The following is a 14281-nucleotide window of genomic DNA, read 5'->3' as shown; positions in this document are numbered from 1 at the left end:
CCTCCAATTATTTTATTAATTCAACCATATCTCCATTTTTAATTCCTGCTGCATTTCCCTCTTCAACATCAACATGCATTTCAAGGGCATATTTAGGACTTACTCTGATTAAAACGTTATCAAAAACTAGTCCTCTTTCTCCTTCCATTTTTATTTTAACTCTATCTTTATCCTTTACTCCATATTCCTCTGCATCATCTGTATGCATATGTATATGTCTTGCAGCTGCAATAACTCCTTCTTCAATATCTACTTCCCCTTTAGGTCCCACTAATTTAACCCCTGGACTTTCTTTTATGTCTCCTGAATCTCTAACAGGTGGAGTTAATCCTAAAGTGAATCCATCTGATAAAGAAACTTCAACTTGAGTTTTACCCCTTGCAGGTCCTAATACTCTAACCCCTTTTATAGTTCTTTTTGGTCCAACTAAATCAACTTTTTCATCACAAGCAAACTGTCCTGGTTGAGATAAGTCCTTTATTCTTGTAAGCTCATAACCTTCCCCAAATAATTCTTTAATGTCATCTTGTGATAAGTGAACATGTCTGTTAGATAAAGCCACTGGTAACTTAGTCTTCATTATTATTCCTCCTTAGGTATAGTTTAATTTAATATATTAAAATAAAATTTTAGTAATAATTATATCTATTTCCTAGGAAATTAATCCCACTGTATAAAATTATAATTCTTTTATATGTAAAAATCAAATTAATAAAAATTAAATTTACTACTTTATTTTATTTAACAAATCAAAGAATCCAGGAAAAGATATATCTATACTATCAATATTATCAATTTCCGACTCTCCATCTGCTATCGAAGAGGCTATTGCAAGGGACATAGCTATTCTATGGTCTTTATATGTCTCAACTTTAGCTCCCTTTAATTTATCAACTCCGCTTATTATCATTCCATCATCTAGACCCTTTATATCTGCTCCCATTTTTTTAAGTTCCTTAACCATTGCATCTAGCCTATTGCTTTCTTTTACCTTTAATTCTTCAGCATCCTTTATAATGGTAGTTCCCTTTGCTACAGAGGCTGCTACTGCAATAATAGGTATCTCATCTATCAATTTAGGAATAATATCTCCCTTTATTGCTACTCCCTTAAGCTCTGAGTACTCTACTGTTATATCACCTATTGGTTCATTATTAACTAATCTTTTATTTTCTACTTTTATATACCCACCCATATTCTTTAACACTTCAATTATTCCTATTCTTGTTTCATTAAGTCCAACATCTCTTATGGTTAACTGTGAACCCTTAGTTATAAGTCCACCCACTATAAAAAATGCTGCCGATGATATATCTCCAGGAACTAGGACTTCTTTTCCTTTGAGAATTTTTTTAGGTTTTAGTGTAACCATTTTGCCAGAAGTGTTAATATCACCACCAAAATGTTTTAACATTCTTTCAGTGTGATCTCTAGATAAACTAGGCTGAACTACTTTAGTCTCTTCGTTAGCATAGAGTCCTGCTAGTAATATCGCTGATTTTACTTGGGCACTGGCAATAGGCTGATGATATGTTATACCTTTTATACTATCTACAGGATTAATTTTAAGTGGTGGATAGTTATTATCGATTCCAGTTATATTCCCTCCCATTAAAGATAAAGGCTTCATTATCCTTTTCATAGGTCTTTTTTTAATTGAATCGTCTCCAGTTATGGTTGTGGAAAAGTTTTGTCCCGACAAAATACCACTTATTAATCTAATAGTAGTTCCTGAATTCCCAACATCTAGACTAGTGGTAGCCTCCTTTAATCCATTTAAACCTACTCCATCTATAATGATTCTTTCTTCTTTTATTTCTATATTAACTCCTAATTTTCTAAAACAATTAATTGTAGATATACAATCTTGTCCCATTAAAAAGTTGCTAACTATAGTTTCACCATTGGATATAGCTCCTAGCATTATAGATCTATGGGATATAGACTTATCCCCTGGTACTGTTATTTCCCCCTTTAATGGTTTATTTTCTCCTTTTATCTTCATATCTTATAACCATCCTTTAAACTTTTTAATATTAATTTTTCATCTATATTGTCAAAAATATCTACATTACCCCTATCTATTGGTAAGATAAAAACTGGCTTTCCATTTTTAGATTTTTTATCATATTTAAGGCTTTCCATTATATAAGTTATTTCTTCATCGTTGAACTTTTTAAGTTTTATTATTTTTGTTACTATACTATATATTTTATTATGATAATCAGGATCTATTAGCCCTAACTCCCTAGCTATATAACTTTCATAAATCATACCTAAGGATATAGCCTCACCATGGTTGAAACATTTAAATTCTCCTAACGATTCTATTCCGTGACCTATTGTATGACCAAAGTTAAGTATTTTCCTTATGTTCTTTTCTTTTTCGTCCTCTTCTACTATTTGACTTTTTATAGCTAAGCAGTTTTTTATCATCGATATGACTAATTCCTTATCTAAGTTATAAATATTATCTAAGTTATCCCCTATCCATTTTAAAAACTTATAATCTCTAATTATTCCATATTTTATTACTTCCCCCATCCCAGAGCTAAACTCTCTACTTTCCAGTGTTTCAAGCATATTAACATCTATAATCACAGCTTTAGGTTGATAAAATGAACCTATAATATTTTTATAACCTTCAAAGTTTATTGCTACCTTTCCCCCAACACTACTATCAACTTGGGATAATAACGTTGTTGGTATTTGAACAAAATTTAATCCCCTCATATATGTGGATGCCACATATCCTGATAAATCTCCCACAACTCCGCCACCTAAAGCTACTATTGTAGTATCTCTATCACAGGATAATTCCAATAATCTTTTATAGATTTTATTGGCAGTTTCAAAACTTTTACTATTTTCCCCGGGTTTCACAACATAGGTATAAACCTCAAAATCCTCTAACACCTTTATTGTCATATTTAAATAATAATCTCTAACATTATCATCAGTTATAATAAAAATTCTTTTATTTATATTATTATCCAACAACATTTTTTTTAAATCACTAAAAAAATCTGCTCCTATATATATAGGATAGCTATTGTCCTTAGTATTTACATCTAATCTAATCATTTTATCACCTACTACTTACATACTTCATATATTCATTATAATTTCTTTTAACTTCTTTTATATCATCTCCACCAAATTTAATTAACATCTCTTTAGCTATTACCCATGCAATTAGATGTTCAGCCACAACACTTGCAGCTGGAACTGCACATACATCTGACCGTTCTTTTTGAGCTTCAAACTCTTCTTTTGTTTCCATATTAACACTCTTTAAAGGTTTAACCAATGATGGTATAGGTTTCATAGCTGCCCTTACAACCATGTCCTCTCCATTTGAAATACCACTTTCAACCCCTCCAGCATTATTTGAGGTCCTTTTATAGTTATTTTCATAATATATTTCATCATGGACTTTAGAACCTAACATATTGGCTGTTTCAAATCCAGCTCCTATTTCCACTCCTTTTATTCCCTGTTGTGCCATTAATATTTGAGCAATTTTGCCATCTAATTTTCTATCCCAATTTTGATGGCTTCCAAGACCTATTGGTAGATTATGTACATGTATCTCAAAAACTCCTCCCAATGTATCCCCTTGTTTTTTAGCTCTATCTATTTCTGATATTATTTTATTTTCAAGCTCTCTATCCAATACCCTAACAGGGGACTTTTCTGCCAACCTTAAAGTTTCAAATTTTATTTCCTTACATTTTTCTCTATAACATCCTATCTGTATAACATGACTTAAAATTTCTATATCAAATTCCTTTAAAAATTCCTTAGCTATACTTCCTATGGCAACCCTAGTTGCAGTTTCCCTTGCACTTGCCCTTTCTAGTACATTTCTAATATCTCTATGGTTATATTTTATAGCACCTGCCAAATCAACATGTCCCGGTCTAGGCCTAGTAACTATACTACTTTCATCCATATCTTTTTTCTCTATAGACATTATATCCTTCCAGTTCTCCCAATCCTTATTTTTAATTAAAATAGTAATAGGACTACCTAGAGTCTTACCATGTCTTATCCCAGAAAGTATTTCTACCTTATCGGTCTCTATTTTCATCCTTCCCCCTCTACCATAGCCCTTTTGTCTTCTCGCTAATTCACTGTTTATATAATCTATATCTATGTTTATATTTGATGGAAGTCCCTCTATTATCGCAACAAGTCCCTTACCATGGGATTCACCACTATTTAAAAATCTTAACATATACTGTCTCCTTTCGTGCTTAATCTAAATAAGAGGTTCTTAAGAACCTCTTATTTTAACTTACTTTCAACCGATTGAAGTTTTCCCTTCATTGTGCCTATTTTATCCCTTCTATCATCGATTTTAATTTGTGTAGAAACCCTCTTTGCACCTTCGTGAAAGGGTACCTCATGCATATCTCTAATTAGTGATAGGATTTCATCTAAATCCCCTTCTATTATAGTTCCCATTGGTGTTAACATATATTCTAGCTCACTTTGTTTTTCAAGTACCCTATGGCATTTTGCTACATACTTACTAACACTTGTATCTTTAGTTCCTAATGGTACTATGGTTACCTCTACTACAGCCAAAATATTCACCCCCTATTTAAAATAATTTACTCCCATTTTATATGCCTTGTCTAAAATATCTTGTCTTGTCCATGTTTGTTCTTTATCAGTATTTGAAACTAATATATTATGTTTATGCTCTGTATTTACTGCTCTAAAAAATAAGTCCATTACTGGAAAGCAACCATCAAATTGTTCCTTCCTATTAGGTGCTCCTCCAGTAGCTATAAACATACCTATTCTTTTCTTATTCCTATCTATTGATGGGTTTTTAAGTACATATTTGCTTGACCAATATACTTGACATCTATCAATCATTATTTTAGTTAAACTACTAACAGTATTAAAGTATACCGGGGATGCTATTATTATTCCATCACTATGATTAAATTTATCATAAAGATTAGACATGTCATCTCTTATGCAACATTTTCCCGTCTTTGTACATGCATCACATGCTACACATGGATTCATTTCTAAGTCCCTTAAATATACTTTAGTAATTTCTACGTTATCTTTATCGATTCCTTCTAAGACTTTGTCTAAAACAGTATCTGTATTTTTCCCTTTTCTAGGACTTCCCATTATGGCTAATAACTTCTTCATATAATCCTCCTCTAACTGTAAGTGCAATAATCTACAAATTTATTATATCATTTAGCATTACATAAAACTATCAGCTTTTTCCTCTTCCTCTGGTTTTAATAATCCCATTATATAGTTTATGATAGCTACCACTCCAAGGGTAAAAAGTATATAAGAAATTATTTTATAATAGGAATTATATGGGGTTAATCCACTATATAAGTATATTAAAAAACCAATTAAAAGGTATTTAATAGCTTTTCCCTTAGCTAATACTTTATTTCTATATTCTATTACTTTTCTCCTTCGTTCCGAAATTTTATTGATGATAACCTGTTCAATATCCTTTAAGGATGGAGCAGTCTCTGCTTTTTTCATAATACCAACAAATTTATCTATATCAATAGTATGTATTTTAATATGTTTTTGCAGCTTAGGCAAAAAATCTTTTACATCTTCATCAAAGGAAGATATTGTAACTATTATTCCTTCACTTATTTCCTTTTCCTTTAGCTCTAAAAAGAATTCTCTAATATCATTAATACTAACCTTATAATCACTACTATATTGAAAACATTTTATTGCCACATCCCTATTTCTAAAGTTACCGATAAAGTCAATATTTCTACTATACTCATTTCTTAAGTTAATAAAATCTAACTTTTCAAATGTTTCTTTTATACTATTAATAAATTCATCGGGAGTTTTGTTTTGTAAATCCTTTAAAACTATCTTTTTAGCTATTTTATTGTTAACTCTGGTCTTACATTTATTAAGCTTAACTTTCTTTATTTTATAGAATACTAAACTATATAATATTAAAAATTGTATAGCTATTAATAGACTAAAAACCCAGTCTTTAGTCTTTATATAAACATAACCATAGCCTAATACCAAAACTAATATTTTAGAAACTATGGAATCGGCAAAAACTGCCGTAATTGTTTTCCCATCTATAAATTTCTCATAATAATATCTTTTTAGCTTTCTATTTTTAGATATTCTTTTTAATAGTTGTTTTATTTTATCTAAATATTCTTTCATAAAAAAACCTCCCATTAATAAGAGGTTTTCCATATTATTTTATTCTAAACACTTATTTAGAACATCATTCTTCTCTTTTTCATAAACTTGTTTCCTAAAATTCCTAAAATAAATAAAATTATTAATTCAGCCACAAAAAACATTATAATCTTCATTGATATACTATTAAAAAAATCTAAAGGATACATTTGGATTAGAACTTCAGTTTTAGGATTTAATAGCCATAGGTCATTAGTAAAAAGGATTTCATGAAAATATGTAAAGTACTTATAAAAGTCTATTGAAATTAATACAACAAAAACTATCATAGTAATAATAGTTACCAGACTAGATAGAATGAACGTTTTTGGTATTTTATTTCTCTCAAAAATAAATAGCCAAAATAGACTAATTAAAATTAATATCAAACTAACATTTCTTATAAGAAATCCCTTATCAAACAATACCTGAACATCCTTTAAATGTAATAATTCCCTTTCTCTAAATACTTGTCTTTCTTCTCCATTAATCTTTTCTTTTAAAACAATATCTTCCCTTTCTCCCTCTAGATAATTAAGCAATTCTTCTGTTACCGTCATAAGACTTTCTTCATCCATTCCTGTTACTTGGGTTATATTATACTGTTGATATTTTTTTTCAAAATAATCCATATCGAACACGACTAATTGAAAAGTAGTCAATAAAAGAAATATAGGTATTGATAATATTAATATAACTTTTGGAATTAAGTTGATTTTATTTTTCATATGCTCCCCCTTATGTTAGCAATTTCTTTTTTAACAAATGCAATCCTCCATAAACAGCAAGACCAATAATCCCTAAAATAAATATATATTTATTGTACATATTTATTTTATTAAAAATTACTGTCCAATTCTCTCCTAAAAATTTTCCCAACAGGATTAATACTATATGATGTAAAGAAGTAACTAACAAAGTTGATATATATACTAGCCTTTTTTTCATTTTAAATATTCCTGCTGAGATCATGGTTATGGAAAAAATTCCTGGGATAAACTTGCTTATTATAATAACTAATGGTCCTATTTTTTCAAATAATTTTCTAAGCTTATCCACTTTATTTACATCAAATAAATACTTAATTAATTTAGATTGCAATATTTTTTCATCTTCCTTTTTGCCAAGCTTATATAATAGCACTGATGAAATAAAGGTAGCAAGTATTGCATTTATAATAATTATTATTATATTTAGATTGGCAAGTTCAGATAAATATCCCTCTAGTATTAAAACCATATCTCCTGGATAGGGAGGAAATAAAATTTGTAGTGACTGGGATATAAAGAAGAATATAAATGATAATAGTATATTTTCACTTACAATATCCTTTGCAAAATTAATAATAATCTCTTCCATTTAATCTACCTTTCATAGTCATATTGTTTTTCTCTCTTAGTTTGTTATACATATTATATTGTACCCTTAATCTTCTAATTTGAAAAGTTGAATTTAATTATTTTATGATACAAATAGAAAAACACCTAAAATTTTTAGGTGTTTTTCTATTTGTCACTTTAATATATAACATATTATTTAAGCCATGGCCCTTTCAAGTTTGTCAAGATGTTGTATTGGAAACATCCCCAATAGTTCTTTAAACTGATCTACTGTAAGTCCTTGAGTTGTTGTATAAATTTCTATTTTCCCTTGTAGATCTGCATTTTTAAATCTTTGTTTAACTTCATTGAATTTAGGTGTATTATTCATAAAAACACTCCTTTTTAATAATTTGGATTATGACCTATATAGAAATAAATATTAGAGAGATTATTCTCCTTATACTCTTCCATAGGCCCATCTTCTTCTTTAGCATTCTCATTTTTATATAAATTATTATAATGATTTGACATATGATCACCAATGTTGTCTAATAAATGATTGTTAGTATATTCATCTGGACTATTATCCTTTAAATACATAAGTAGCCTCCTAACCTTTTATCTTTATTTTCTTCAATATTTAATTTTTTATTCAAAAAAAGTTACTCGATTTATCGAGTAACTTCAATTTACTAACCAAATATTTTTAAATATTTCTTATTAATTTCCTAACTTCCCCTAGCATCTCTTTATGCTCCTCATTTGATGCCCTTACAGCCCCTCCTAAATTTTTAAATGTTACATCATAAATTCCACAAAAATTCATAGTTCCTTCAATATGAATCTTTTCCATGGCATTTATCATTCCACTTTCAATCATTTCTTTTTGCCCATGGCCTGAAGTTGTAATAAAAATAGCTTTTTTATCTTTTAGAAGTCCCCTAATGCCATTCTGTCCTTGTCCATAGGCAAATCCCATAGCGAAAACTCTATCTATCCATCCCTTCAATATGGCTGGAGTTGACATCCACCAAATTGGATATATAAATATAATATTTTTAGCCCATTGTATATCCTCTTGATGCCTTTTTACATCATTTGCATATATATTTTTCATTGACTCCTCATATTCTCTTTGGGACAATATCGGGCTAAAGTTATCTTCATATAAATCCGTTACTCTATATTGCCATCCCTTAGTATTTAATTCTTCTAAAACAATATCTAAAATAGTACCATTAAAACTCTTTCTATTGGGGTGGGCAAATACAATTAATGTTTTCATTATTTTCCTCCTAACTCTTTTAATTATAAAATATATTGTTTCCTATGATATATAATTTACCCAGCTAAAAAAGTAGTAACACAATTTTATCTTTTTCATAATATAATAATGTGAAAACTAAAGGAGGTGCCCTATGAGAAGAAGACCTTACTTACAAGAAAATATAGCTCCTGAAGAAGATATTATTGTAGAAGAAGAAAAAGAAGAACAAAAGGAGCAAGTTAATACTTCCGGTTTTTTGGGCGGAAGCATGATTTGGATATTCCTAATTTTTATTATAATCTTTATGTTTAGCGGCCATGGATATGATTGTTATGGCTATAGTAACGAATAGGAACAAAAGTGCCATTGGTGCTTCTTTGTTCTGTGCAAAGTACAGGGTACAAGGTACAGGGTAATATCTCTGAACTCTGCACCTTGCACTCTGCACCGGACAAAGTTCCTTTGTCCTATATTAACCACTTAAGCAATCTCATGCCTTCATTATAATAATCCCTTATGGAATCATATGTCCAACTACATATGAATAACCCTTTATTAAGTAAATAATATCTTACTTTTTCAATATGATTCCTATCCAACTTCATATATTTAGTATATCCTCTTAAAAAATAGTATTCTAATGGTTTTTCATCTATAAATATAGTCTGATATAAATCAGTAAAGTCTATATATGGATCATTGGGATAACTATGTTCAAAGTCTATAACTCCCGTTACTTTCCACATATTTTCCTTCCTATTAACCATAATGTTTCTTGCAGAAAAATCATGATGGCATAAACATGAATATTCATTAGTATTTAGATATCTATAATATTTAATCATAGCACTATATGTTTTCTTTAAAAATTCCTTATGGGGTAACTCTTGTTTTAAAATATTATTAATAATTTTTTTGTCCTTAGACTTCCTATATGAAATAAATCCTTTCTTATCATCAACTCTATATTCTAATTTTTCACAATATCCATAATAATCATATTTGTAGCTACTATGTATACTCCCGAGAATTTCTCCTATCTCCTCTATGATATATATTTTGTTATTATTTGATAGGTGATCCCAAATTTCCTCTAGTATTACCCCTGATATTTTCTCCTGTAGTATCCACTCTACACCATTTTCTAATATACCTTTATTAATAACTTCAGGGCAAAGTATTACTCCATTTAAAAGCTCTAAAGCATTTACTTCTTTACACCATCTATTTTCTTTTCCATAAATTTTTAATATATACTGTTTATTCTTACTATCTTCTATACGGTATACAAAGTGACGTCCTAACTCATGATGTCCAACGGGGATTATTTCCTTGGTTTTTCCTATATTTCTTTCGATGATTTCTATTATACCTTTGTGATAGTTATTCATGCCATTCCTCCTAGAGCTATATGATTATATAAAGATTACGTGCCTTTATCCTAATAATAAAATTAAGATAGCAAAATGGCTAGGTTGTTTAGTAAAAAGTGTAGATTTAAAATATTTATTTTCTTGTTGTATTCTTTACAATTTTCTTCCATTCCAGTGTTTTAATGCTTCCCTAACTGACCTAGCCATTTCCTTAGAAAAATCTGATCCTGTCTTTCTAGCATACATAAATTGTCCAAAATTTTTAGCATTTACACTATTGTCCTTCGATATCCTATTTTCTAATCTTTTAAACATATCATTAAAATCTTTATTTGATAATCTTTTATATTCCTCATCAAACACAATATATTCCTTATTAAACCTTGGTTTCGGTATTCGCTTTACTTCTTTGGGATAATATCCCAAACAAAGCATTCCCACCGGAAAAACAAAGTCCGGCAAATTAAACATTTCCCTATGTACTTCATAATTTTCCATAATATCTCCAATATAACAGGAACCGATATTAAGGGATTCTGCTGCTATAACGGCATTTTGAGCAGCTATTATTGCATCAGTCGTTGCTAATAATAAATCCCCTTCCTCCGGCCCGTTGTATTCTAAACTATTTTTTTCGCAATAGTCCTTAACACCACAATAGTCATAATAGTCAAACCATCTTTGCATATCAGCTAAAAAAATCAATACCACTGGAGCCTCTCCTATAAATGGCTGGTTATCACATGTTTCAATAAGTTTATCTTTTTTCTTTTGATCTTTAATCTTTAAGATACTATAAAGCATCATATTTCCAGCGGTTGGTGCCCTCATTGCAGCTTTTATTATTTTATCTAAATCCTCATTTGAAATATCCTTTTTATCATATTTTCTTAAAGATACACGGTTTTCAATGACTTCCATTGTTTTATTCACTTTAAATCCCCCTCTTTTATATTTTACATACTTAGGTACTAAACTATAAAATTAAATAGAACCATATTTCTTGTCACTCTTTAATTTTACATTTTGGACATTCCTTATCTACAGAAAATCCATTATTAAATCTCTTTCTACATTTTTTACATCTTCCCATCCCCTGTTTAAAGGAGAAGTTTCCACCTTTTATTCTTATTGATTTCCCTTCAACTAACGCCTTTGCTACTTTCTCTCTTGCTGAATTAATTATATTCTGAAAAGTTTGTCTTGAAACTTCCATCCTAGCGGCACATTCCTCTTGAGATAATTTTTCAATATCCTTTAATCTCATAGCTTCAACTTCTTCAATTTTTATTATTATTTCATCATTATCACTTTTTCCATGGGGTACAAAATATTTTTCTTCTGGTATAAAAGCAACTTTTCTACATTTCCTAGGTCTCGGCAAATTTTCTACCTCCCTTTTTATTCTCCAAACACTCATTACAAATTCCTTTTAAAATAAAATCAGTATTCCATACATCAAAATCATATTTTTCTTTAATTATATTATTTACATTTATTAATTCCTTAGATATATTCTTATCTACATAGTTTATCATTCTATTACATTTAGAACATAGTATGTGTAAGTGAATAGATTTCTTCCCAAATATTTTTAATTCATACAAGGACTTATCTTTATATATTATCTCTTCTATTATATCATTTTTTTCTAATATTTTAAGGTTTCTATATATTGTGGCTAAGCCTATTGAATTATCTTTCCTTTTTACATAATCGTATACTTCCATTGGATTAAAATGTTTACTTGGATTTTTTAGAAAGATCTCTACTAATAGTCTTCTTTGATAAGTTAATTTATACCCATTATTTAATAAAAGTTTATTTATATATTCTACTTCTTTATTTGTCACCAAAACCCTCCTTAAATATATTATTACTATTTAAGAAAGCCCGTCATATATGACGAGCTTCTAAAATAATAAACTTTCTAATATATCAAGACCCCTCATCTGCACTCTGTACAAACTATGGGATTTCAAAACATACTTCTACTTGATTATTAAGTATCTAATATCATCCTAAATTAGTTAACTCCTAGTGTTCACCACATTCATCATGATGCTCATGTTTATTACAAACTTCATCTGTAGATTCTAATTTGTTATTAATAAATTTATTAATATTATCATCTATATTTCCTGATGCCCCTGTAATTACTTCTATATTATTTTCCTCAAACAAAGCTTGAGCCATTTGTCCCATCCCACCTGATATTATTGTATCTATTCCTTTTTCACTTAAAAACTTTGGTAAAAACCCTGGTCTATGTCCTGGATTAGGTATAAACTCTCTTCCTTTAATATCATTATCCTCTATATTAATAACTTCAAATCCTTCGCAATGTCCAAAATGCTGTGATACTAATTGACCTTCTTTTGCTAAAGCTATTTTCATAAAAACTACCTCCCTAATTTATTTTTAAGTACTTCCCAGCTTCTCCTTATGGATTTGGCTGCTACACTCTCACTATAATGAATAATTGGTATACTTTCTTTCATCGCCCTATTTACATACTTATCAAAGGGAACCTCTCCAATTATCTCCACATCATTTTCCTTTCCAAACATTTTGATTTCATCTGCTTTTTCTTTGTTTATATCTGATTTATTAATGACAATATAGGACTGTAAATTAAAAAATTCTGTTAATGATAATACTCTTTTTAAGTCATCTATACCTGATTGAGTAGGTTCTGTTACTATAACAGCAGCATCGCACCCTGTAATAGAAGCTATCACTACGCAACCTATCCCCGGCGATCCATCTATTATAGTATATTGGGCATTATCATTGTATTTTCCTATTTCTTGTCTAACTTCAGATACAACCTTTCCTGCACCATCTGCTCCCACTTTTAAATTTCCATAAACAAACTTGCCGCCTTTTATATCACTTGTCAATATTTTTCCTGTATCAACTTCTAGCATATCTATTGCATTCACTTTACATATTTCTTTGCAAGTACCACATCCCTCACATCTCATATCATCAACTTGAAATTTATCATTTATAGCTTCAAATCTACAAGTTTCTATACATTTACTACATTGAATACATTTATCTTTATCTATATATGCCACACTTCCTCCAACATATGCCTTTTGTGATATAACTTTATTATCCAATATTAAATTTAAATTTGGAGTCTCAACATCACAATCAGCTACATTTCTATTATCGCTTAGATATGCAAAGGAGGATGCCACAGTAGTTTTTCCTGTTCCTCCCTTTCCACTTATTACAACAATCTCTTTCATTTATTCAACCTCCATTATTTTAGAAATAATGGTTTCTAATATATTTTGAAACTTTTTATTACTGGTCATAAGATCCCCCTTAGAATAGGCGATAGCTATATCTTTATCATAAGGAATTGATTCAATTATAGGGATGCCTTCCATGTTACAATAATTTTTTATAATTGTATCTTCCCCATCGGATCTGTTTATTACAACTCCACCCTTAAGGCCTAACCTTTCAACTACTTTATATGCTATTTTTAAATCACTTAATCCAAACTTCGTAGGCTCTGTTACTAAAACACAATAGTCAGCTTCTTCTATAGAATTTATTACACTACATGAGCTTCCTGGAGGAGCATCTATTACATTTACTAAATCATTTCTTAAATATTTAATCATATCTCTAAGTATTGGTATTCCCATAGGTTCTCCTATATCTAATACTCCTCTAGTACATATTAGATTATCCCTTTCTCCCCTCTCTATAATGCCTATTTTCCTGTTTACTTCTGCTATAGCTTCATTTGGACATACTATATTACATAAACCACAGCTGTGACAAATTTGTTCGAAAAACATTATTTGCTTATTAACTAAAGCCAATGCATTAAAATTACATTTCTCTGAGCATAAACCACATCCAGTGCATAACTCTTTGTTAATATCAGGGACTTTAACTTCAACTTTTTTTATATCAATAATACTAGGCTTTAAAAAAATAAATCCGTTAGGCTCTTCCACATCAAAATCTAAATACTGGGTATTATAACCTTTTTTACTAATATAATAGGCTAAATTTGTGGAAAGAGTTGTCTTTCCAGTTCCTCCTTTACCACTCAAAACTGCTATATTCAT

20 protein-coding genes are annotated in these 14281 nt (G+C 29.5%); 1 reads left to right on the top strand and 19 read right to left on the bottom strand.

The features are described from left to right. Positions 1–7 precede the first annotated feature (7 nt). The 12 genes from pduL to V6137_RS05740 form a co-directional block, all read right to left on the bottom strand. The gene (pduL, locus tag V6137_RS05795) at positions 8–580 is read right to left on the bottom strand and encodes a phosphate propanoyltransferase (RefSeq protein ID WP_425446947.1); all 573 of its coding nucleotides are present in this window, start codon (positions 578–580) and stop codon (positions 8–10) included. A gap of 147 nt (positions 581–727) precedes the next feature. Next, positions 728–2005, bottom strand: a complete 1278-nt coding sequence (gene aroA, locus V6137_RS05790) for a 3-phosphoshikimate 1-carboxyvinyltransferase (RefSeq protein WP_425446946.1) — start codon at positions 2003–2005, stop codon at positions 728–730. Further along, the gene (aroB, locus tag V6137_RS05785) at positions 2002–3084 is read right to left on the bottom strand and encodes a 3-dehydroquinate synthase (protein WP_425446945.1); all 1083 of its coding nucleotides are present in this window, start codon (positions 3082–3084) and stop codon (positions 2002–2004) included. Before aroB ends, aroA begins: the two co-directional genes overlap by 4 nt. A 4-nt stretch (positions 3085–3088) precedes the next feature. Next, complete coding sequence (aroC, locus tag V6137_RS05780) at positions 3089–4240, bottom strand: chorismate synthase (RefSeq protein ID WP_425446944.1); 1152 nt, start codon at positions 4238–4240, stop codon at positions 3089–3091. Positions 4241–4290: 50 nt separating this feature from the next. Next, complete coding sequence (locus V6137_RS05775; protein WP_425446943.1) at positions 4291–4602, bottom strand: MTH1187 family thiamine-binding protein; 312 nt, start codon at positions 4600–4602, stop codon at positions 4291–4293. Positions 4603–4605: 3 nt separating this feature from the next. Next, on the bottom strand, positions 4606–5178 hold the full coding sequence (locus tag V6137_RS05770; protein ID WP_425446942.1) for a flavodoxin family protein: 573 nt from the start codon (positions 5176–5178) through the stop codon (positions 4606–4608). A gap of 57 nt (positions 5179–5235) precedes the next feature. Beyond that, positions 5236–6201 (bottom strand): restriction endonuclease, encoded by a 966-nt coding sequence (locus tag V6137_RS05765; RefSeq protein ID WP_425446941.1) that lies wholly within the window; start codon positions 6199–6201, stop codon positions 5236–5238. Between the two features lie 56 nt (positions 6202–6257). Further along, entirely contained in the window at positions 6258–6947 is a 690-nt protein-coding gene (locus tag V6137_RS05760) for a TIGR01906 family membrane protein (RefSeq protein WP_425446940.1), read from the bottom strand. A 10-nt stretch (positions 6948–6957) separates the two neighbouring features. After that, positions 6958–7578: a DedA family protein gene (locus V6137_RS05755; RefSeq protein WP_425446939.1), complete on the bottom strand. Its 621-nt coding sequence runs from the start codon at positions 7576–7578 to the stop codon at positions 6958–6960. Positions 7579–7755: 177 nt separating this feature from the next. Next, on the bottom strand, positions 7756–7929 hold the full coding sequence (locus V6137_RS05750) for a hypothetical protein (protein WP_425446938.1): 174 nt from the start codon (positions 7927–7929) through the stop codon (positions 7756–7758). A 14-nt stretch (positions 7930–7943) separates the two neighbouring features. Continuing rightward, a complete protein-coding gene (locus tag V6137_RS05745; protein ID WP_425446937.1) occupies positions 7944–8141 on the bottom strand; it encodes a hypothetical protein in 198 nt (65 codons plus the stop codon). 106 nt (positions 8142–8247) lie between these two features. Then, entirely contained in the window at positions 8248–8826 is a 579-nt protein-coding gene (locus tag V6137_RS05740; RefSeq protein ID WP_425446936.1) for an NAD(P)H-dependent oxidoreductase, read from the bottom strand. Positions 8827–8959: 133 nt separating this feature from the next. On the opposite strand from V6137_RS05740, the gene V6137_RS05735 reads away from it, so the two are divergent. Beyond that, entirely contained in the window at positions 8960–9160 is a 201-nt protein-coding gene (locus V6137_RS05735) for a hypothetical protein (RefSeq protein ID WP_425446935.1), read from the top strand. Between the two features lie 115 nt (positions 9161–9275). On the opposite strand, the gene V6137_RS05730 is transcribed toward V6137_RS05735, so the two are convergent. From V6137_RS05730 to V6137_RS05700, 7 genes are all read right to left on the bottom strand, one after another. Then, a complete protein-coding gene (locus tag V6137_RS05730; RefSeq protein WP_425446934.1) occupies positions 9276–10199 on the bottom strand; it encodes an aminoglycoside phosphotransferase family protein in 924 nt (307 codons plus the stop codon). A 135-nt stretch (positions 10200–10334) separates the two neighbouring features. Further along, the gene (locus V6137_RS05725; RefSeq protein WP_425446933.1) at positions 10335–11114 is read right to left on the bottom strand and encodes a nitroreductase family protein; all 780 of its coding nucleotides are present in this window, start codon (positions 11112–11114) and stop codon (positions 10335–10337) included. Positions 11115–11187: 73 nt separating this feature from the next. After that, positions 11188–11565, bottom strand: a complete 378-nt coding sequence (locus V6137_RS05720) for a DUF134 domain-containing protein (RefSeq protein WP_425446932.1) — start codon at positions 11563–11565, stop codon at positions 11188–11190. After that, positions 11552–12034: a Fur family transcriptional regulator gene (locus V6137_RS05715; protein ID WP_425446931.1), complete on the bottom strand. Its 483-nt coding sequence runs from the start codon at positions 12032–12034 to the stop codon at positions 11552–11554. Before V6137_RS05715 ends, V6137_RS05720 begins: the two co-directional genes overlap by 14 nt. Before the next feature lie 184 nt (positions 12035–12218). Continuing rightward, positions 12219–12578 carry a NifB/NifX family molybdenum-iron cluster-binding protein gene (locus V6137_RS05710; protein ID WP_425446930.1) on the bottom strand — a complete coding sequence of 120 codons (360 nt, stop codon included), beginning with the start codon at positions 12576–12578 and terminating at the stop codon, positions 12219–12221. A 5-nt stretch (positions 12579–12583) separates the two neighbouring features. Beyond that, complete coding sequence (locus tag V6137_RS05705) at positions 12584–13441, bottom strand: ATP-binding protein (RefSeq protein ID WP_425446929.1); 858 nt, start codon at positions 13439–13441, stop codon at positions 12584–12586. Then, positions 13442–14281, bottom strand: a complete 840-nt coding sequence (locus V6137_RS05700) for a nucleotide-binding protein (protein WP_425446928.1) — start codon at positions 14279–14281, stop codon at positions 13442–13444.

It is taken from the genome of Dethiothermospora halolimnae (genome assembly GCF_037577855.1).
In the GTDB taxonomy this organism is placed as follows: Bacteria; Bacillota; Clostridia; order Tissierellales; family VENL01; genus Dethiothermospora; species Dethiothermospora halolimnae.
This window is presented reverse-complemented; position numbering and strand designations above follow the sequence as displayed.

Bases quoted from the DNA above. Each gene is read 5' to 3' on its own strand.
- V6137_RS05710 (WP_425446930.1), bottom strand. From the start codon at position 12,578: ATGAAAATAGCTTTAGCAAAAGAAGGTCAATTAGTATCACAGCATTTT.
- V6137_RS05735 (WP_425446935.1), top strand. From the start codon at position 8,960: ATGAGAAGAAGACCTTACTTACAAGAAAATATAGCTCCTGAAGAAGAT.
- aroA (WP_425446946.1), bottom strand. From the start codon at position 2,005: ATGAAGATAAAAGGAGAAAATAAACCATTAAAGGGGGAAATAACAGTA.
- V6137_RS05740 (WP_425446936.1), bottom strand. From the start codon at position 8,826: ATGAAAACATTAATTGTATTTGCCCACCCCAATAGAAAGAGTTTTAAT.
- aroC (WP_425446944.1), bottom strand. From the start codon at position 4,240: ATGTTAAGATTTTTAAATAGTGGTGAATCCCATGGTAAGGGACTTGTT.
- V6137_RS05760 (WP_425446940.1), bottom strand. From the start codon at position 6,947: ATGAAAAATAAAATCAACTTAATTCCAAAAGTTATATTAATATTATCA.
- V6137_RS05730 (WP_425446934.1), bottom strand. From the start codon at position 10,199: ATGAATAACTATCACAAAGGTATAATAGAAATCATCGAAAGAAATATA.
- V6137_RS05745 (WP_425446937.1), bottom strand. From the start codon at position 8,141: ATGTATTTAAAGGATAATAGTCCAGATGAATATACTAACAATCATTTA.
- V6137_RS05750 (WP_425446938.1), bottom strand. From the start codon at position 7,929: ATGAATAATACACCTAAATTCAATGAAGTTAAACAAAGATTTAAAAAT.
- V6137_RS05700 (WP_425446928.1), bottom strand. From the start codon at position 14,281: ATGAATATAGCAGTTTTGAGTGGTAAAGGAGGAACTGGAAAGACAACT.
- pduL (WP_425446947.1), bottom strand. From the start codon at position 580: ATGAAGACTAAGTTACCAGTGGCTTTATCTAACAGACATGTTCACTTA.
- V6137_RS05770 (WP_425446942.1), bottom strand. From the start codon at position 5,178: ATGAAGAAGTTATTAGCCATAATGGGAAGTCCTAGAAAAGGGAAAAAT.
- aroB (WP_425446945.1), bottom strand. From the start codon at position 3,084: ATGATTAGATTAGATGTAAATACTAAGGACAATAGCTATCCTATATAT.
- V6137_RS05755 (WP_425446939.1), bottom strand. From the start codon at position 7,578: ATGGAAGAGATTATTATTAATTTTGCAAAGGATATTGTAAGTGAAAAT.
- V6137_RS05705 (WP_425446929.1), bottom strand. From the start codon at position 13,441: ATGAAAGAGATTGTTGTAATAAGTGGAAAGGGAGGAACAGGAAAAACT.
- V6137_RS05765 (WP_425446941.1), bottom strand. From the start codon at position 6,201: ATGAAAGAATATTTAGATAAAATAAAACAACTATTAAAAAGAATATCT.